Here is a 19,129-nt window from a genome sequence, read left to right on the forward strand (position 1 = left end):
AACACCTGACTACGTATTTATACTGGCATATTTATTTCCGCTAAAAAAACGGTGAATCGTGTAAGCAATTTTAATTTTCAACTTTTCGGACACTTTCCATACGCTTGCTAACCCGATGATTCCTATAGATTCCGCCAGAAACCATAGAAATAAAGCCTCTATTCGGAAAATGAAATCCGGTTTTCAGGAAAATCAAAAACACCATTTCATTTTAAATTCAGATAAGTTCTTAGCTGTGAAATTAACTTTTTTAATTTATGCTTTCAGGCAATTACGTACGCTATTCAGGGTGAATAAAATGGATAATGCTGTCGATCGCCACGTTTTTTATATTTCTGATGGGACGGCGATCACCGCCGAGGTGCTGGGCCACGCGGTGATGTCGCAGTTTCCCGTGTCGATAAACAGCATCACGCTGCCGTTCGTAGAAAACGAGAGCCGGGCCAAAGCGGTCAAGGACCAGATCGACGCCATTTATCAGCAGACCGGCGTTCGTCCGCTGGTGTTCTATTCCATCGTGATCCCCGAGATCCGCAACATCATTCTGCAAAGCGAAGGGTTCTGTCAGGACATCGTGCAGGCGCTGGTCGCACCGCTGCAAAGCGAGCTGAAGCTCGACCCGACGCCCATCGCCCACCGTACCCACGGACTAAACCCCGGCAACCTGACCAAATACGATGCGCGTATTGCCGCCATTGACTATACCCTGGCGCACGACGACGGGATCTCGCTGCGCAATCTGGACCAGGCGCAGGTCATTTTGCTCGGCGTGTCGCGCTGCGGTAAAACCCCCACCAGCCTTTACCTGGCGATGCAGTTTGGCATTCGCGCCGCCAACTACCCCTTTATTGCCGATGATATGGATAACCTGGTGCTGCCCGCCGCGCTCAAGCCGCTCCAGCATAAGCTGTTTGGGCTGACCATCAACCCGGAACGTCTGGCGGCGATCCGAGAAGAACGACGCGAGAACAGCCGCTACGCCTCGATGCGCCAGTGTCGAATGGAAGTCGCCGAAGTCGAAGCGCTGTACCGAAAAAATCAGATCCCCTGGCTGAACAGCACTAACTATTCGGTAGAAGAAATTGCCACCAAAATCCTCGACATCATGGGGCTGAATCGCCGCATGTACTAATATGCTAGTACATTAATCCAGTTTCAGTTATGATTACGCTCATCCTCGGGGCGACGCGCCCCGAACTTGAAATCAGCAGGGATTGGTTTAAGGTGATGCCCATCACTTCCCGGTAGTCTGCCGATGAAGCAAAAAATTTCTGAGACATTCCATGAACAAAACCGACGAACTTCGCACTGCGCGCATTGATAGCCTGGTCACACCGGCTGAACTGGCACAGCTGCACCCCGTTTCCGCCGAGGTGGCGGACCATGTGACGGCCTCCCGTCGTCGCATCGAAAAAATTCTCAATGGTGAAGACAAACGTCTTCTGGTGGTGATTGGCCCCTGCTCTATTCACGACCTGGACGCGGCGATGGATTATGCGAAACGCCTTCAGACGCTGCGCGAAACGTATCAGGATCGGCTGGAGATCGTGATGCGTACCTACTTTGAAAAGCCGCGCACCGTGGTGGGCTGGAAAGGGCTGATTTCCGATCCCGATCTGAACGGCAGCTACCGGGTGAATCACGGTATTGCCCTGGCGCGCAAGCTGCTGCTACAGGTTAACGAATTGGGTGTGCCGACCGCCACCGAATTCCTGGATATGGTGACCGGACAGTTTATTGCCGACCTCATCAGCTGGGGCGCGATTGGTGCGCGCACCACCGAAAGCCAGATCCACCGTGAAATGGCGTCGGCGCTCTCCTGCCCGGTGGGCTTTAAAAACGGAACTGACGGCAATACCCGAATTGCCGTCGATGCCATCCGCGCGTCGCGCGCCAGCCATATGTTCCTCTCTCCGGATAAAAACGGCCAGATGACCATCTACCAGACCAGCGGCAATCCTTACGGCCACATCATTATGCGCGGCGGTAAAAAGCCGAACTACCACGCGGAAGATATTGCCGCCGCCTGCGAAACACTGGCGGAGTTTGACCTGCCGGAGCATCTGGTGGTGGATTTCAGCCACGGCAACTGCCAGAAACAGCACCGCCGCCAGCTGGACGTCTGCGATGAAGTCTGCCAGCAGATCCGCAGCGGCTCGACCGCCATTGCGGGGATTATGGCGGAGAGCTTTATCAAAGAAGGCACCCAGAAGATCGTGGCCGGACAGCACATGGTGTACGGCCAGTCGATTACCGACCCTTGCCTAAGCTGGGAAGACAGCGAACGGCTGCTGGAGAAGCTGGCTGCGGCGGTTGATTCTCGATTTTAAACCCTTGCCGGGTGGCGGCTACGCCTTACCCGGCCTACGGTTCGTGCCGTTGTAGGCCCGGTAAGGCGTAGCCGCCACCGGGCGTTTCATTGCACAAATTTGATCCCGTCACACAATTTTCACAAAAACGCTTGCTGTGAAAATGCAGTTTATTGATAATGATTATCATTGTTACATTGATTGTTATTTATAAACATTATGTCACCGACCGATAACAGCGCAGCAACGCCAGTAAAAACACACACAGCGCCATCCCCTGCTTCCACCGATCGCCGCATCGACAGCAAAAGCCTGTTGGGTGAGGAGGGCCGGGTGATTATCGAGCATGACGGCCAGCACTATCTGCTGCGCCAGACCAATGCCGGAAAACTGATCCTGACAAAATAAACCAGACAAAACCTTCGCCAGCCACCCAGGTGATCCCCAGGCAGCCAGCGCTTTTCAATTCTTATGGAGAGTTGCTATGCCACACCTGCAATCCGCGTCTTTACGCCCGTCCCTTCTGGCGCTGGCGATTGTCAGCACCCTGCCGGGCGTTGCGTTTGCCGCCGCAGACGATATCACCGTTACCGCCACCGGCAATGCCCGCAGCGCCTTTGAAGCCCCCATGATGGTGAGCGTGATTGACGCCACCGCCCCGGAAAACCAGACCGCCAGCTCCGCCGCCGACCTGCTGCGCAAGGTGCCAGGCCTGATGCTGGACGGCACCGGTCGCACCAACGGCCAGGACGTTAACCTGCGCGGTTACGACCGCCGTGGCGTGCTGGTGCTGGTGGATGGCGTACGCCAGGGTACCGATACCGGACACCTGAACAGCACGTTCCTCGACCCGGCACTGATCAAACGTATTGAAGTGGTGCGCGGTCCTTCCGCTCTGCTGTACGGCAGCGGCGCGCTGGGTGGCGTGATTTCGTATGATACCGTCGACGCCAGCGATCTGCTGGACGCAGGTAAAAACAGCGGCTATCGCGTGTTTGCTACCGGCGCGACGGGCGATCGCAGCATCGGAATGGGTGCCAGCGCCTATGGCCGCACCGATACCCTTGATGGCCTGGTCTCCTGGTCCAGCCGCGATCGCGGCGACATTCGCCAGAGCGACGGCGCGAGGGCACCAAACGACGAGTCCATCAACAATATGCTGGCGAAAGGCAGCTGGAAAATCGACCCGGCTCAGACCCTGAGCGGCTCCCTGCGCTACTACAACAACGACGCGCAGGAGCCAAAAAATCCGCAGACCACGGATGCCAACAGCAGTAACCCGATGACCGACCGTTCCACCATTCAGCGCGATGCCCAGCTTGGCTACCGCATTGCGCCCGCCGGAAACGACTGGCTAAACGCCGACGCGAAAATTTACTGGTCCGAAGCACGGATCAACGCCCAGAACATTGACGCCAGCGGCGAGTTCCGTAAGCAGACCACCAAAGGCGGCAAAGTGGAAAACCGCACCCGCCTGTTCAGCGACTCTTTTGCCTCGCACCTGTTGACCTACGGCGGGGAATACTATCGTCAGGAGCAACACCCTGGCGGCGCGACCACCGGCTTCCCGGACGCGAAGATCGACTTTAGCTCCGGCTGGTTGCAGGATGAGATCACCCTGCGCGACCTGCCGGTAACGCTTCTCGGCGGGACGCGTTACGACAACTACCGCGGCAGCAGCAGCGGTTACGACGACGTGGATGCGGATAAGTGGTCATCACGCGCCGGGTTAACCGTGAGTCCAGCCGACTGGCTGATGCTGTTCGGCTCTTACGCTCAGGCCTTCCGCGCGCCAACGATGGGCGAGATGTATAACGACTCGAAGCACTTCTCCATCGGCAGTTTCTACACCAACTACTGGGTGCCGAACCCGAACCTGCGTCCGGAAACTAACGAAACCCAGGAGTTCGGTTTTGGGCTGCGTTTTGACGATCTCATGCTCGCCAACGACGCGCTGGAGTTCAAAGCCAGCTACTTCGACACCAAAGCGAAAGATTACATCTCCACCACCGTCGATTTTGCGGCGGCCACCACCATGTCCTACAACGTGCCAAACGCCAAAATCTGGGGCTGGGACATGATGGCGACCTACTCGACCAGTCTGTTCAACCTCGACGTGGCCTACAACCGCACGCGCGGGAAAGATACCGACACGGGCGAATATATCTCCAGCATTAATCCGGACACCGTCACCAGCAAGCTGGATATCCCGGTGGCGCAAAGCGGCTTCTCCGTGGGTTGGATCGGCACCTTCGTCGAACGTTCAACGCATGTCAGCAGCAGCTACAGCGAGCAGCCGGGCTATGCGGTTAACGACTTCTACGTCAGCTACAAAGGCCAGCAGCAGTTCAAAGGCATCACCACCACTCTCGTACTGGGGAACGCCTTTGATAAAGCCTACTGGTCACCGCAGGGCATTCCGCAGGACGGTCGCAACGGTAAAATTTTCGTCAGTTATCAGTGGTAATCCCCGTCGGGGCAACGATTCAGAAGGATAAGATTATGCGTCACTACACACGCTGGCTTGAGCTTAAAGAAGAAAATCCGGGTAAGTACGCGCGTGATATCGCCGGCTTAATGAACATCAGTGAGGCGGAGCTGGCTTATGCACGCGTCGGCCACGACGCCTGGCGGCTGCGCGGCGAGATCCGCGACATTCTGGCGGCGCTGGAGTCCGTGGGCGAAACCAAATGCATCTGCCGTAACGAGTACGCCGTTCATGAACAGGTCGGGGCGTTTACTAACCAGCACCTCGGCGGCCACGCCGGGCTGGTGCTGAATCCGCGCGCGCTGGATCTGCGTCTGTTCCTCAACCAGTGGGCGAGCGCGTTTCACATCAGCGAGGCGACCCCGCGCGGCGAACGCCAGAGCATTCAGTTTTTCGATCCTCAGGGCGATGCGCTGCTGAAGGTCTACGCCACGGATAGCACCGACGTCGCCGCCTGGGGCGACGTGCTGACCCGTTTTATCATTGCTGATAACCCCTCTCTGGTGCTGGAAGCGGCCGATGCCCCCGCGCATGCCGAACGCGCAGACGCCAGTACGGTAGAGAACGAGTGGCGCGCCATGACCGACGTGCACCAGTTCTTTAGCCTGCTCAAGCGCCACAACCTCAGCCGCCAGCAGGCGTTTCGTCTGGTCAGCGACGATCTGGCCTGTAAGGTTGAAAACAGCGCGCTGGCGCAGCTGCTGGAGACGGCGCGACGGGACGGAAACGAAATTATGATCTTTGTCGGCAACCGCGGCTGCGTGCAGATCTTCACCGGTGCGGTGGAAAAGCTGACGCCAATGAAGGGCTGGCTGAACATCTTCAACCCGACCTTTACCCTGCACCTGCTGGAGGAGGCCGTCGCGGAGACGTGGGTAACGCGCAAGCCGACGGCGGACGGTCACGTCACCAGCCTGGAGCTGTTTGCGGCGGATGGCACCCAAATCGCCCAGCTCTACGGTCAGCGTACTGAAGGCGAGCCGGAGCAGAGCCTGTGGCGTCGCCAGATTGACGCCCTGACGCCGGAAGGACTGGCCGCATGAAAAACTGGTTTGCCCTGCTCTGCGCCCTGCCGCTGGTCGCCGCCGCCGCGCCGGAGAGAATTGTCGCCCTCGGCGGCGACGTGACGGAGATCGTCTACGCCCTCGGCGCGGAGTCCTCTCTGGTTGCGCGCGACAGTACCAGCCAGTGGCCGCAGGCAACGACAGCGCTGCCTGACGTGGGATACCTGCGCCAGCTCAACGCGGAGGGGATTTTGTCCGTGCGCCCGACGCTGGTGCTGGCAAGCGATCAGGCGCAGCCATCACTGGCGCTGAAGCAGGTTGAACAGAGCCACGTCAGGGTGGTGACCGTTCCCGGCACCCCGGACCTGGGCGCGATTGACGAAAAAGTGCGGGTGATAGCCCAGGCGACGCATCATGAGGCGCAAGGGGAAACCCTGCGCAGCTCGCTGCGTCAGGCGCTGGCGGCACTCCCCTCGTCACCGCTCAACAAGCGGGTGCTGTTTATCCTCAGCCACGGCGGGATGACCGCAATGGCGGCCGGGCAACAGACCGGCGCGGATGCCGCAATCCGCGCTGCCGGGTTGCAGAACGCCATGCAGGGCTTTACCCGCTATCAGCCGCTCTCGCAGGAGGGAGTGATGGCCAGCCAGCCGGATCTGGTGGTGATTTCGCAGGACGGCCTCACCGCGCTGGGCGGTGAAGAAAATCTGTGGAAACTGCCCGGCCTGGCGCAAACGCCAGCGGGACGAAACAGGCAGGTGCTGGCCATTGACGACATGGCCCTGCTGGGCTTCAGCGTCCGTACGCCGAAAGCCATTCAGCAGCTGCGAACCAGAGCGGAGCAACTGCCCTGATGTCCCGGCGCATCACGCTCTCGCTGTGGCTTCTGGCGGGGGCGCTCACCGTCATAACGTTCACGGCCACCGGTTTTGGAGCGTTACGCCTGCCGGTGAACGTGCTGTGGAGCAGCAGCGATGAGACGCTGCGCCAGATCTGGCTGACCATCCGTCTGCCCCGCGTGCTGCTGGCGCTGGTGATTGGCGGATCGCTGGCGCTTGCCGGCTGCGTCATGCAGGGACTGTTCCGCAATCCGCTGGCCGACCCGGGCCTGCTCGGGATCAGCAGCGGCGCGGCGCTGGCCGTCGCCCTGTGGGTGGTGCTTCCGCTCTCCCTGCCCGCGCTGGTGATGCTCTACGCCCCGATGCTGGCGGCATTCATTGGGGCGCTGGCGGCCACAGCCGCGATCTTCCTGCTCAGCCGACAGCGTAACGGCTCGCTGTCACGCCTGTTGCTGGTGGGGATCGCCATCAATGCCCTGTGCGGTGCGGCGGTAGGTGTACTTTCGTGGGTCAGCAATGACGCGCAGCTTCGCCAGCTTTCGCTCTGGGGAATGGGAAGTCTCGGTCAGGCGCAGTGGTCAACGCTGTTGGCCGTGACCTCGCTGATGGTGCCTGCCGTTCTGGCGATCTGGCGTTGTGCCAGCGCGTTAAATTTGCTGCAACTGGGTGAAGAGGAAGCGCATTACCTTGGCGTGGACGTTGCACTGGTACAGCGAATCTTACTGTTATGCAGCGCCCTGCTGGTCGCGGCGGCTGTCGCCGTCAGCGGCGTGATTGGCTTTGTCGGGCTCGTGGTGCCGCACCTGATGCGCATGTGGCTGGGTGCCGATCACCGCGCAACGCTCCCCGGCGCGATACTTGCGGGCGCGCTTCTGCTGCTGGTGGCGGATACGGTGGCGCGCACTCTGGTCGCCCCGGCAGAAATGCCGGTCGGCCTGCTCACCAGCATCCTTGGTGCCCCCTGGTTCTTATGGCTTATCTTTCGGCGTGGAGAACAGCATGGCTGAACGCTATACGGCTGAACATCTTACCCTTACCCGGTCTGGCCGCACGCTGACGGATAATATTTCGCTGTCACTGTCGCAGGGAGAGCTGGTCACGCTGATCGGCCCCAACGGTGCGGGGAAATCGACGCTGCTGCGGCTGCTGACAGGCTACCTGAAGCCCGACAGCGGCCACTGTTCACTGGCGGGGAAAACCCTGGGCGAATGGCCGCCGGAAACGCTGTCCCGCTATCGGGCGGTGATGCGTCAGCATACTCAGCCAGGATTTGACTGGCAGGTGGAGGAGATCGTTGGAATGGGGCGTGCGCCCTGGACGCGTCACCCGGAATCGTCGATTGTGCGTGAGGTGTTGCAGCTGACCGGGTGCCTGCCGCTGGCCGGCAGGCGCTATCATGCCCTCTCGGGCGGCGAGCAGCAGCGCGTTCAGCTCGCCCGCGCGCTGGCGCAGCTGTGGCGTGACGGAACGCCGCGCGGCTGGCTGTTTCTCGACGAACCCACTTCCGCGCTGGATCTCTATCACCAGCAGCATCTGCTGCGTCTGCTGAAATCCCTGACCCGTCAGGGCCATCTTCACGTGTGCGTGGTGCTGCACGATCTCAATCTTGCCGCGTTATGGTCGGACAGGATCCTGCTGCTCCACAACGGGAGGATTGTTTCTGAGGGCATACCGGAGACAGTTTTGCAGGCCGACGCGCTGGCCCGCTGGTACGGTGCGCAGGTGCACGTCGGCACGCATCCGGCGCATGCCGCGCCGCAGGTTTTTCTCGCCCCTTAGCTTGAGCAGCTCACTTCCAGCCGCTTACCCCAGTCCGGCGGGCGGCTGACATAGTCATCGTCCCGATCGGCAAACGGCGTACGCAGGGCGATATGCAGCCGGTGCAGCTCGGTATAATCCCCCTGCTCTGCCTGCTCAATGGCCCGCTGCGCCAGCCAGTTGCGCAACACCATCGCCGGGTTAACCGCCTTCATCTGCGCCTGACGGGTATCATCGTCAATCTGCTCCTGCTGCAAACGCGCGCGGTAAGCGGCAAACCAGTCATCAAACGCCTGTCGATCAATGAACTCGTCGCGCAGCGGTGACGCGGCGCTCTGCTGCATGGTCTGGCTGAGCATACGGAAGGTTCGGGTATAGTCGCTGCCTTCCCGCGCCATGATCGCAAACAGCCCGTTCAGCAGCGCGTTATCGCCTTTTTCCTGCGTCATGAGGCCCAGCTTGTTGCGCATTAACGCGCCGTATTCCCGCAGCAACACCTCCTGATAGCTGTCGAGCGCATCGTTCAGGGCATCGACGTCGATAAACGGCGACAGGCTTTGTGCAAGACGCTGGAGGTTCCACAGCCCCACCGCAGGCTGGTTGTCGAAACGGTAACGCCCCTGATAGTCCGAATGGTTACAGATGTAACCCGGCTGATAGTCATCAAGGAAGCCGTACGGACCGTAGTCAAACGTCAGCCCCAACAGGGACATGTTGTCGGTATTCATCACGCCGTGAGCAAAGCCGACGGCCTGCCAGCGGGCAATCATGGAGGCGGTGCGCGCGACAACATCGCGGAACCAGAGAACATAGCGGTCCGCTTCGTTTTGCAGATGCGGCCAGTGACGACGAAGGGCGTAATCGGCAAGCTGGCGGACCTTATCCGGCTCGCGGCGATAATAGAAGTGTTCAAAATGGCCGAAACGCAGATGGCTTTCGGCCACGCGGATCAGCATCGCTCCCTGCTCCATCGTCTCGCGGGCAACCGGCGTGTCGCTGGTGACAATCGACAGCGCGCGTGAGGTTGGGATCCCCAGCGCATGCATGGCTTCCGACGCCAGACCTTCACGGATGGTTGAGCGCAGCACCGCGCGGCCATCACCCATGCGAGAGTATGGGGTCAGCCCTGCCCCTTTCAGGTGCCAGTCGCGCGTTTCGCCATTCGGCAACACCTGTTCACCCAGCAGGATGCCGCGACCATCGCCGAGCTGTCCCGCCCAGACGCCAAACTGATGTCCGCTGTAAACCTGAGCCAGCGGCTTCATGCCCGGAAGCAGCGTTTCGCCCCCCCAGACACCGGCGCCTTTTTCTGGCTGAAAAAGAGACGAAGGGATGCCAAGCGAATCCGCTAACGCATCGTTATGCCAGATCAGACGTGCATTCTGTAAAGGCGTTGGCTTAAGCGCGGTGTAAAAGCCGGGTAGTTCATCATGCCAGTGGGCAGTAAAAGACAGGGTCATAAGTCCTCCTGCTTTAAGTGTAGAGGGTTTCCCTGAACGTAAACACGGGCGAAGAAAGGGGTTATTGCTGAACGAGGGTCGTGACGCGTTCAGCCGGGACGGCAGGCCACAGGGTGCCCTGCATTGCACCAAAATTGAAGGGCAGCACGCGTTGCAGGATGCCGTGATCGTCAATTCCTGAGACCATGACCGACTGACAGTGCGGCGTGATTTGCCAGAGGATAGCGCGCATAAAAGGCTCAAAGGAGAGCGCCGAAACGCGCTGCTGGATGAAGTTTTTATCCAGAATGACCCGTTTGAACAAACCATCATAAACCGGCTTAAGGGACGCGGCCCCTGTACCAAAGTTAGCCAGCACTAATGGGAAATGGATCGCCATTCTTGCCAGCGTCAGATCGTCTTTTCCGTTATTTAAACCTGGATAGTTCTCATTAACAGTAAACTCAAGAAACGGATAACGCTCAAGGATTGAAACAGCGTTCTCATTAGTTAATAAAAACTCAACAATTGCGGGTGTAATATTGATCCATGCAATTAACTGATGCTGAATAAAAAATAGCTTACAGGTATCGAGTAATTGCAGTTTCTCCTGAAACAGCGCTAATTCATCTTCCCGGGAAAGATGCGGGATAACCAGTTCCGTCGGGATTCGTACGTCCGTACCCACGCCAGTAAAGTTAACCAAAATCTCTAAACCTTTAAGCAAACCTGCACTATCACGCGCCGGAAGCAGTAAAAGTTCAGACTGGTAAGCATTATCTAGCGTAATAATCATCGCGCTTGTCCTGCATTAAAGATGAGAGAGAACATCCTGGAGCAATTGCAGGCACAATTCCACTGTCTTGATTTTAATAAGTTTAATTTCATTCTTTCCGTATTAATTTTCAGATTTTTCCCTGAATCTTTAATAATTTTATCCTGGTTATTGAATAATAGCCAGTTTTAGATAAAACAGGCACATGCCGACATAAATAATTGGACAAAAATTTAACTTTAATCAACCCGTAAGAAAAGCCTGACGGCTATATTCACCGCCAGGCTCCCCGCACTGCATCTTTATGCATCGGTTAAATACGTCTGGCCTGCCAGAAGTTTTTACGCCAGTAAACATTATCGAGAGAGGAGCGCATCACGCCACGGCTGGTCGAGGCATGAATGAACTGATTATCGGTGTCATAAATACCGACATGAAGGCCGCTTTCACCGGAGCCTGTTTTGAAAAAGACCAGGTCGCCGGGCAGGAGCTCGTCTTTATCAATCTCAGTGCCGATCTCCGCCTGCATACGCGTTTCACGCGGAAGCTGTAGGTCAAATTTGTCGCGGAAGGTCATCAGCACGAATCCCGAGCAATCCACCCCGCCCCGGCTCATGCCACCGTAGCGATAGGGAGTGCCGCGCCAGTTGCTGAGCTGATCGTTCAGGCTGGCAATGACCGTAATGGAATCGGAAAGCCGTGGGTTGGGCGGAGGAGCACGATGGCTACTGCATCCTGCAAGAAAGAGCGCCGCAACAAGGAGAAACCAGAATCGCATTTCAGACGAATCCTCTGCTTTTTTTGTTCTTTCGGTAATTTAGCGTGCATCTATGCGGCTGTGCAAGAAAGGTTATTCCTGCGCCGTGGAGATGAGCATCTTGTGGCCTTCAATATCCAGCCTCCGGAACGACATGTGGTAAGCACTCGCAAGATTGGGGGCCGTCAGCACGCTGTCGCGCGGTCCGCTGGCAATCAGCTTGCCACGGGCCAGCAACCACACCCGATGGGCGTGGCGCAACGTATGGTTTAAATCATGACTGCTCATCACAATGGTAATGCCCTTGCGGCAGAGCGCGCTGAGCAGGGCATCCAGCGCGGCCTGTTGGGCAACGTCCAGCCCGCTCATTGGCTCGTCCAGCAGCAGCAACCGCCCGTGAGGATTTCCGGACGGATGGATCTGAAGAATGACGGCGGCCAGACGCACGCGCTGCCACTCGCCGCCGGAAAGCTGGCTGGCCTGTCGGGTGAGCTTATCGTCTAACCCGAGCGCCGCGGCAACGTCGTGGAGCAATGCCACCTGATTTTTATCAGGCAGGTGCAGCGTCAGGTAGTGCCAGACCGGCATTGCAAAGGGCGGCACCTGCTGCTGAACCAGATAGCTTCGACGGGAGGCGAGCGTAGCGGGTAGCCATTCGTCAAGAGATTGCCCTAGAAAGGTAATCTCCCCTTCCCCGGCGGTCAGCCCCGCCATGCGCGCCAGCAGCGTGCTCTTCCCGGCACCGTTTGGCCCAACCAGGTGAAGTATTTCCCCTGCGTTGACGGTGGCGGTTACAGGCTCAAGACGCCCCTTCCCGGCAACGTCTGTGAGCTGCATCAGCAGCGACATTATTTCGCAAGCGCCAGCTTGATAGATTCCATCACGATAGGATCTTCAGGCGTCATGTCCGGGGAAAAACGCTGTACGACCTGACCGTCACGGCCAATCAGGAATTTTTCGAAGTTCCACAGAATATCGTCCGGATAGAGCGGCGCCCGGCCTTTGCTCGCCATGCGCTCGTAGAAACCACTCTCTTCAGGCGCAACCGCTGTCGGCGCCGCGGCCACCAGTTTGGCATACAGCGGATGACGATTTTCCCCGTTCACATCAATTTTGCTGAACATCGGGAACGTCACGCCATAGGTCGTGCTGCAAAAGGTCTTAATCTCCTCTTCGCTGCCCGGCTCCTGCCCCAGGAACTGGTTGCACGGGAAGCCGAGCACGGTAAAGCCGTCTTTTTCCCAGGCTTTATGAATATTTTCCAGCTGTTCATACTGCGGCGTCAGGCCACATTTCGACGCCACGTTCACGATGAGCAGCACCTTGCCCTTGTAGCCTTCCAGCGTGGTTTTCTCGCCGTCAATGGTGGTCACTTCGGTATTCAGAATATCAGACTGCATAGCATTCCCTCAGGTTGACTTACGGGTAGTGTGTTAACGTCCAGCTTTCAATAATAGCCAGATAAAGACCGGCGCGCCCAGCGTCGCGGTCACCACGCCAATGGGCAGCTCTGCGGCGGACAGAGCGAGCCGGGCGATGATATCGGCAATCAGCAGCGTTGCCGCCCCGGCAACCGCCGTGGCCGGGAGCAGGGTTCGATGGTCCGTAATGCCGCACAGACGCAGCATATGCGGGATCACCAGCCCAATAAAGCCAATCGCGCCCGCCAGCGCCACGCTTACGCCCACCATCCAGCCGATGGCGATAACCAGCACGTTGCGCCAGAACCCAATCGGCATCCCAAGCTGACGAGCAGATGTTTCACCCAGCGCGAGCATATTCAGCGGCTGCGCCTGGAATGCCGTCCACAGAATGACCGGGAGCAGGAGCAGCATCAGCCATCCCTGACGCCAGTCAACGCCCCCAAAGCCCCCCATCATCCAGTACATCAGCTGGCGCAGATCAAAAGAGGTGGAGAAGTAGACGGCCCAGGTCATCAACGCACTACAGATGATCCCTAACGCCACACCGGCAAGCAGCAGACGGCTGGTGGATAAGTGGCGTCGGGCAAAGCGCAGCAGGATGAGGGTTATCAACAGCGCGCCAACAATGGCACTGAGGCTAATCCCCCAGGCGGAGAGCTCGCCTCCTCCCAGCATCACGGCGGCGATTAGCCCGACGCCTGCGCCATTAGACACCCCCAGAAGACCGGGTTCCGCCAGCGGGTTTTCAAACAGTGCCTGCATGATCGTGCCGCACAGCGCCAGGGCAGCGCCGACTAAAAGGACCGCCAGCGTCCGCGGCAGGCGGATCTGCCAGACAAAGATCTGTCCCTCAGGCGTAAACCAGCTTGCCGGCCCCAGCCACCGATCGCCCGCACACAGGCTGACCGTGGTGGCGACAAGCAACAGCACCCCGAGCAGACACAGGCGGCGGAGATCGGAGCGGTGCTGGCGACGGGCAAGATCAAGCATAGACGATAGATTATCCGGTTGAGATATCATTGATTTTACGGCGGGTTTGGCAAATAGCGCAAAGAAAAAAGGCCGCGTGAGCGGCCTTTTTAGTTAGTTCATATTACTCTGCTTTGGGCGTTGCGTTTTCGACACGGCTTTTTAACTTCTGACCGGGTCTGAAGGTCACCACGCGGCGGGCTGTAATGGGAATATCTTCCCCCGTCTTCGGGTTACGGCCCGGACGTTGGTTTTTGTCTCGCAAATCAAAATTGCCAAAGCCGGAGAGTTTTACCTGCTCACCATTTTCCAGAGCACGACGGATCTCTTCGAAAAACAGCTCTACCAGCTCTTTGGCATCCCGTTTGCTAAGCCCAAGCTTATCAAACAGATATTCTGACATTTCAGCTTTTGTAAGCGCCATAGGTTCAATCCCTCAATGATGCCTGGAATCGCTCTTTTAATGCCTCTACACATTTGGCGACGGTAGCGGCAATCTCCTCTTCTTCGAGTGTACGGCTGGTATCCTGAAGGATAAGGCTAATAGCGAGGCTCTTGAAACCTTCTGCTACGCCCTTGCCGCGGTACACGTCAAATAAGTTTACGCCAACTACCTGATTTACGCCAACTTTCTTACATTCGGCCAAAATATCTGCTGCGGGCACATTTTCGGCGACCACAACCGCGATATCACGGCGGTTTGCAGGGAAGCGAGAGATGTCCTGCGCCTGAGGAATCACGCGGTCTGCAACCGGGCTCCACTCCAGCTCGAACACGATGGTACGGCCATTCAGGTCCAGCTTACGTTCCAGCTCTGGGTGAACAACGCCAATGAAACCAACGCGTTTGCCGTCTAAATAAATCGCCGCGCTCTGGCCCGGATGCAGGGCCGGAATCGCTTCTGCACGGAATTCAATTTCGGATAATTTACCGGTCAGATCGAGAATAGCTTCCAGATCGCCTTTCATATCGTAGAAATCAACCGTCCCTTTTGCCAGGTCCCAGTGCTCTTCATAGCGGTTACCGCTGATGGCGCCCGCCAGCATGAGATCCTGACGGATGCCTAAATTCGCCTGAGTATCCGGTACAAAGCGCAAGCCGCTTTCGAAAATACGCACGCGGTTTTGCTGACGGTTCTGGTTATAAACGACAGTGCCCAGCAGGCCGGTCCACAGGGACAGACGCATCGCTGACATCTCGCTGGAAATCGGGCTTGGCAGGATCAGGGCTTCCTGACCCGGGTGGATCAGCTGTTGCAGCTTAGGATCAACGAAGCTGTAGGTGATCACTTCCTGGTAGCCTTTGTCGTTCAGCATGGTTTTCACACGCTTCAGAGACAGGTCGGCTTCGCGATGGCTGCCCATTACCAGACCCGCCTGCACCGGCTCGTCAGGGATGTTGTTGTAGCCGTAAACGCGGGCCACTTCTTCCACCAGATCTTCTTCGATCTCCATGTCGAAACGCCAGGATGGCGCAACGGCTTTCCACTCGTCCTGACCTTCTGTCACTTCACAGCCCAGACGCGTCAGAATATCAGTTACCTGCGCATCGGCAACGTGATGACCAATCAGGCGATCCAGCTTGCTGCGGCGCAGGGTAATGGTCGCACGCTTCGGCAGCGTCGCGTCGTTGGTCACATCGATAACCGGACCGGCTTCACCGCCGCAGATGTCGATCAGCAGGCGGGTCGCACGCTCCATCGCTTTGTATTGCAGCGCAGGATCTACGCCACGCTCATAGCGATGAGAGGCGTCAGTGTGCAGGCCGTGACGACGCGCGCGGCCAGTAATGGAGAGCGGGCTGAAGAACGCGCATTCCAGCAGGACGTTTTGCGTCTCGTCATTGACGCCAGAGTGCTCGCCGCCGAAAATACCGCCCATTGCCAGCGCTTTGCTGTGGTCAGCAATCACCAGGGTGTCGGCGTTCAGCTTCGCTTCGCTGCCGTCCAGCAGCACCAGGGTTTCGCCCTCTTTCGCCATGCGCACCACAATACCGCCTTCGATACGATCTTTATCGAACGCGTGCATTGGCTGGCCCAGCTCCAGCAGAACGTAGTTAGTGACGTCAACCACCGCGTCGATAGAACGGATACCGCAGCGACGCAGTTTCTCTTTCATCCACAGTGGGGTTGGCGCTTTAACGTTAATGCCTTTCACCACGCGGCCCAGGTAGCGCGGACAGGCGTCAACGGCGTCAACCTGAATTGGCAGCATGTCGCTGATGGTGGCCTCAACCGGCGCGATCTCCGGCACGTTCAGCTCGGTCTGGTTCAGCACGGCCACGTCGCGGGCCACGCCGATGATGCCCAGGCAGTCGGCACGGTTAGGCGTCACGCTGATTTCGATGGTGTTATCATCAAGCTTCAGGTATTCGCGGATGTCAGTGCCAATCGGCGCATCCAGCGGCAGCTCGATGATGCCGTTGTGATCGTCGGAAATCCCCAGCTCGGAGAAGGAGCACAGCATGCCTTCAGACGGCTCACCGCGCAGTTTAGCGGCTTTGATTTTGAAATCGCCCGGCAGTACCGCGCCCACGGTCGCCACGGCCACCTTCAGCCCCTGACGGCAGTTTGGTGCGCCGCAGACGATATCCAGCAGACGGTCACCGCCCACGTTCACTTTTGTTACGCGCAGTTTGTCGGCGTTAGGATGCTGGCCGCACTCCACCACTTCACCTACTACTACGCCGGTGAAAGCGCCAGATACGGGCTCTACGCCATCAACTTCCAGGCCCGCCATGGTGATCTGGTTGGAAAGCGCTTCGCTGTCCAGCGTGGTGTTAACCCATTCGCGTAACCACAGTTCACTGAATTTCATTGTTCTGTCCTGCCCTTATTTAAACTGTTTGAGGAAACGCAGATCGTTTTCGAAGAACGCACGTAAATCGGTTACGCCGTAGCGCAGCATGGTCAGACGCTCCATGCCCATACCGAACGCAAAGCCGGAATACACTTCCGGATCGATACCCACGTTGCGCAGCACGTTTGGATGCACCATGCCGCAGCCCAGCACTTCCAGCCATTTGCCGTTTTTACCCATCACGTCCACTTCCGCAGACGGTTCGGTGAACGGGAAGTAGGACGGACGGAAGCGAACCTGCAAATCTTCCTCAAAGAAGTTGTTCAGGAAATCGTGCAGCGTGCCTTTCAGGTTGGTAAAGCTGATGTTTTTATCAACAATCAGGCCTTCCATCTGGTGGAACATTGGGGTGTGCGTCTGATCGTAGTCGTTACGGTATACGCGGCCCGGCGCGATAATGCGGATAGGCGGTTCCTGTTCCTTCATGGTGCGGATCTGAACGCCGGAGGTCTGGGTACGCAGCAGACGGGTGGCGTCGAACCAGAAAGTGTCGTGGTCAGCACGTGCCGGATGATGGCCAGGAATATTCAGGGCATCGAAGTTGTGGTAATCATCTTCGATTTCCGGGCCAGTCGCCACGGTAAAGCCGAGCTCACCGAAGAAACTTTCAATACGATCGATGGTGCGGGTCACCGGATGCAGGCCGCCGTTTTCAATACGACGACCCGGCAGAGAAACGTCGATGGTTTCTGCTGCCAGACGCGCATTCAGTACAGCGCTTTCCAGCTCGGCTTTACGGGCGTTCAGCGCCTGCTGCACCTGCTCTTTGGCTTCGTTAATCACTGCACCTGCTGCCGGGCGTTCCTCTGCTGGCAGTTCACGCAGGGTAGTCATCTGAAGGGTCAAATGCCCTTTCTTGCCCAGATATTCGACGCGGACATTGTCTAACGCGGCAACATCTGAGGCCTGGTTAATGGCGGCCGTTGCACTGGCAACCAGCTCTGCGAGATGTGACATGGTTTTCCTCATTATGTCGGTGCAGACACCGAATTGTTGGACGTATTCTCTCAAATTCAGGCACAAAAAAAGCCTCCATCGGGAGGCTTATCTGGCGCTGTTTTTCGTTTCATCTTTCACGCGCTAGCCTCCTGATGTCAGGTGCTAAAGTAAAAGAAGAAGCGGAAAATAGCAGCATTCATGCTTGCGTTACCTTGTAGGGTAAAAACCGTTAAGACCTTATTGAAAAGCCTGCACGGATAAATGTCAATCTTCTGATGGTGTTGAATGAAAAGAGGAGGCAAAGCCTCCTCTTTCAACTGGCTTATGCCAGTGCTGCTTTCGCTTTTTCGACCAGAGCGGTGAACGCTACTTTGTCGAATACTGCGATGTCAGCCAGGATCTTACGGTCGATTTCAACAGAGGCTTTTTTCAGGCCGTTGATGAATTTGCTGTAAGAAATACCGTTCTGACGTGCTGCTGCGTTGATACGCGCAATCCACAGTTGACGGAACTGACGCTTACGCTGACGACGGTCACGGTAAGCGTACTGACCTGCTTTGATAACAGCCTGGAAGGCAACGCGGTATACGCGTGAACGCGCACCGTAGTAGCCTTTAGCTTGTTTCAAAATTTTCTTGTGACGTGCACGTGCAATTACACCACGTTTTACGCGAGCCATGTGTGCTCTCCTGTATCTATTCTAAGTTAAAAAAGTTAAACGTTAACGACTTATGCGTACGGCAGGCACGCGATGACCAGGCCCAGATCGCCTTTAGAAACCATGGCTTTTGGACGCAGGTGACGTTTACGCTTGGTAGCTTTCTTAGTCAGAATGTGACGCAGGTTAGCGTGCTTGTGCTTAAAACCACCTTTACCGGTTTTTTTGAAGCGCTTAGCAGCACCGCGTACGGTCTTAATTTTTGGCATTTTAATAACTTCCACTTCGCATTGTTAAATAAACGAAACATAGGCGAACAAAACCTATGGGGCCCGAAGGCTCCACAGATTCTGCTGCTTGAAGGCCTTACTGTTTCTTCTTAGGAGCGAGCACCATGATCATCTGGCGGCCTTCGATCTTCGTAGGGAAGGATTCGACTACTGCCAGTTCACTCAGATCTTCACGGACGCGGTTAAGCACTTCCATACCAATCTGTTGGTGGGCCATCTCACGACCGCGGAAACGCAGCGTGATCTTGGCCTTATCGCCATCTTCCAGAAAGCGAATCAGGCTGCGGAGTTTTACCTGATAATCGCCATCGTCGGTACCAGGACGGAATTTAATTTCCTTAACCTGGATAACTTTTTGCTTCTTCTTCTGTTCCTTAGAAGACTTACTCTTTTCATAAAGGAACTTGCCGTAGTCCATGATACGACAAACTGGCGGTTCGGCGTTAGGGCTGATTTCAACTAAATCTACTCCAGCTTCTTCAGCCTTTTCGATCGCTTCTCTCAGACTCACAATCCCCAGCTGCTCGCCTTCCAGACCTGTTAAGCGAACTTCCTGGGCGCGAATCTCGCCATTGATACGATTCGGACGTGCCGTTTGAACTCGTTTTCCGCCTTTAATACC

The 19,129-nt window shown here is 57.0% G+C and carries 21 protein-coding genes and 1 other annotated feature; of the genes, 8 read left to right on the plus strand and 13 right to left on the minus strand.

The features are described from left to right. The first annotated feature begins 298 nt into the window (after positions 1 to 298). The 8 genes from ppsR to E0L16_RS09670 all read left to right on the plus strand — a co-directional run bounded on the left by ppsR (position 299) and on the right by E0L16_RS09670 (position 8,419). Positions 299 to 1,132: a posphoenolpyruvate synthetase regulatory kinase/phosphorylase PpsR gene (ppsR, locus tag E0L16_RS09635; RefSeq protein ID WP_063448964.1), complete on the plus strand. Its 834-nt coding sequence runs from the start codon at positions 299 to 301 to the stop codon at positions 1,130 to 1,132. Between the two features lie 151 nt (positions 1,133 to 1,283). Then, the gene (gene aroH / locus E0L16_RS09640; RefSeq protein ID WP_131636816.1) at positions 1,284 to 2,330 is read left to right on the plus strand and encodes a 3-deoxy-7-phosphoheptulonate synthase AroH; all 1,047 of its coding nucleotides are present in this window, start codon (positions 1,284 to 1,286) and stop codon (positions 2,328 to 2,330) included. A 198-nt stretch (positions 2,331 to 2,528) separates the two neighbouring features. Continuing rightward, on the plus strand, positions 2,529 to 2,717 hold the full coding sequence (gene hemP / locus E0L16_RS09645) for a hemin uptake protein HemP (RefSeq protein WP_063163262.1): 189 nt from the start codon (positions 2,529 to 2,531) through the stop codon (positions 2,715 to 2,717). A gap of 76 nt (positions 2,718 to 2,793) precedes the next feature. Continuing rightward, on the plus strand, positions 2,794 to 4,776 hold the full coding sequence (locus tag E0L16_RS09650; protein ID WP_131636817.1) for a TonB-dependent hemoglobin/transferrin/lactoferrin family receptor: 1,983 nt from the start codon (positions 2,794 to 2,796) through the stop codon (positions 4,774 to 4,776). Positions 4,777 to 4,811: 35 nt separating this feature from the next. Continuing rightward, positions 4,812 to 5,840 (plus strand): hematinate-forming heme oxygenase ChuS, encoded by a 1,029-nt coding sequence (gene chuS, locus E0L16_RS09655; protein ID WP_131636818.1) that lies wholly within the window; start codon positions 4,812 to 4,814, stop codon positions 5,838 to 5,840. After that, on the plus strand, positions 5,837 to 6,655 hold the full coding sequence (locus tag E0L16_RS09660) for a heme/hemin ABC transporter substrate-binding protein (RefSeq protein WP_063866473.1): 819 nt from the start codon (positions 5,837 to 5,839) through the stop codon (positions 6,653 to 6,655). The genes chuS and E0L16_RS09660 overlap by 4 nt, the downstream gene beginning before the upstream one ends. Next, positions 6,655 to 7,647 (plus strand): FecCD family ABC transporter permease, encoded by a 993-nt coding sequence (locus E0L16_RS09665; RefSeq protein WP_112792890.1) that lies wholly within the window; start codon positions 6,655 to 6,657, stop codon positions 7,645 to 7,647. Before E0L16_RS09660 ends, E0L16_RS09665 begins: the two co-directional genes overlap by 1 nt. Further along, positions 7,640 to 8,419, plus strand: a complete 780-nt coding sequence (locus E0L16_RS09670) for a heme ABC transporter ATP-binding protein (RefSeq protein ID WP_131636819.1) — start codon at positions 7,640 to 7,642, stop codon at positions 8,417 to 8,419. Before E0L16_RS09665 ends, E0L16_RS09670 begins: the two co-directional genes overlap by 8 nt. Here E0L16_RS09670 and selO read toward each other — a convergent pair. From selO to infC, 13 genes are all read right to left on the minus strand, one after another. Beyond that, entirely contained in the window at positions 8,416 to 9,858 is a 1,443-nt protein-coding gene (selO, locus tag E0L16_RS09675; protein ID WP_131636820.1) for a protein adenylyltransferase SelO, read from the minus strand. The two genes, E0L16_RS09670 and selO, sit on opposite strands and share 4 nt — an antisense overlap. Positions 9,859 to 9,919: 61 nt before the next feature. Further along, on the minus strand, positions 9,920 to 10,633 hold the full coding sequence (locus E0L16_RS09680) for an EAL domain-containing protein (RefSeq protein WP_131636821.1): 714 nt from the start codon (positions 10,631 to 10,633) through the stop codon (positions 9,920 to 9,922). A gap of 292 nt (positions 10,634 to 10,925) precedes the next feature. Beyond that, the gene (locus E0L16_RS09685; RefSeq protein WP_063448974.1) at positions 10,926 to 11,390 is read right to left on the minus strand and encodes an NlpC/P60 family protein; all 465 of its coding nucleotides are present in this window, start codon (positions 11,388 to 11,390) and stop codon (positions 10,926 to 10,928) included. A 72-nt stretch (positions 11,391 to 11,462) separates the two neighbouring features. Beyond that, positions 11,463 to 12,218: a vitamin B12 ABC transporter ATP-binding protein BtuD gene (gene btuD / locus E0L16_RS09690; protein ID WP_063866468.1), complete on the minus strand. Its 756-nt coding sequence runs from the start codon at positions 12,216 to 12,218 to the stop codon at positions 11,463 to 11,465. Further along, a complete protein-coding gene (locus tag E0L16_RS09695) occupies positions 12,218 to 12,769 on the minus strand; it encodes a glutathione peroxidase (RefSeq protein WP_022650905.1) in 552 nt (183 codons plus the stop codon). Before E0L16_RS09695 ends, btuD begins: the two co-directional genes overlap by 1 nt. A 33-nt stretch (positions 12,770 to 12,802) precedes the next feature. Next, on the minus strand, positions 12,803 to 13,783 hold the full coding sequence (btuC, locus tag E0L16_RS09700) for a vitamin B12 ABC transporter permease BtuC (RefSeq protein WP_131636822.1): 981 nt from the start codon (positions 13,781 to 13,783) through the stop codon (positions 12,803 to 12,805). 103 nt (positions 13,784 to 13,886) lie between these two features. Then, positions 13,887 to 14,186: an integration host factor subunit alpha gene (gene ihfA / locus E0L16_RS09705; RefSeq protein ID WP_003857805.1), complete on the minus strand. Its 300-nt coding sequence runs from the start codon at positions 14,184 to 14,186 to the stop codon at positions 13,887 to 13,889. A 4-nt stretch (positions 14,187 to 14,190) separates the two neighbouring features. Continuing rightward, complete coding sequence (pheT, locus tag E0L16_RS09710) at positions 14,191 to 16,578, minus strand: phenylalanine--tRNA ligase subunit beta (protein ID WP_131636823.1); 2,388 nt, start codon at positions 16,576 to 16,578, stop codon at positions 14,191 to 14,193. 15 nt (positions 16,579 to 16,593) lie between these two features. After that, positions 16,594 to 17,577 carry a phenylalanine--tRNA ligase subunit alpha gene (gene pheS / locus E0L16_RS09715; RefSeq protein WP_003857809.1) on the minus strand — a complete coding sequence of 328 codons (984 nt, stop codon included), beginning with the start codon at positions 17,575 to 17,577 and terminating at the stop codon, positions 16,594 to 16,596. Positions 17,578 to 17,639: 62 nt separating this feature from the next. Further along, positions 17,640 to 17,764 (minus strand) — a sequence feature (Phe leader region). Next, the gene (gene pheM / locus E0L16_RS22115; RefSeq protein WP_001386830.1) at positions 17,715 to 17,759 is read right to left on the minus strand and encodes a pheST operon leader peptide PheM; all 45 of its coding nucleotides are present in this window, start codon (positions 17,757 to 17,759) and stop codon (positions 17,715 to 17,717) included. It overlaps the preceding feature by 45 nt. Before the next feature lie 117 nt (positions 17,765 to 17,881). Beyond that, complete coding sequence (gene rplT, locus E0L16_RS09725; RefSeq protein ID WP_000124850.1) at positions 17,882 to 18,238, minus strand: 50S ribosomal protein L20; 357 nt, start codon at positions 18,236 to 18,238, stop codon at positions 17,882 to 17,884. A 50-nt stretch (positions 18,239 to 18,288) separates the two neighbouring features. Next, positions 18,289 to 18,486, minus strand: coding sequence for a 50S ribosomal protein L35 (gene rpmI, locus E0L16_RS09730; protein WP_001124225.1), 198 nt, complete (start codon positions 18,484 to 18,486; stop codon positions 18,289 to 18,291). A 97-nt stretch (positions 18,487 to 18,583) separates the two neighbouring features. Further along, a complete protein-coding gene (infC, locus tag E0L16_RS09735) occupies positions 18,584 to 19,126 on the minus strand; it encodes a translation initiation factor IF-3 (RefSeq protein ID WP_059287945.1) in 543 nt (180 codons plus the stop codon). Positions 19,127 to 19,129 lie beyond the last annotated feature (3 nt).

This window comes from Enterobacter quasihormaechei, from assembly GCF_004331385.1.
GTDB lineage: Bacteria > Pseudomonadota > Gammaproteobacteria > Enterobacterales > Enterobacteriaceae > Enterobacter > Enterobacter quasihormaechei.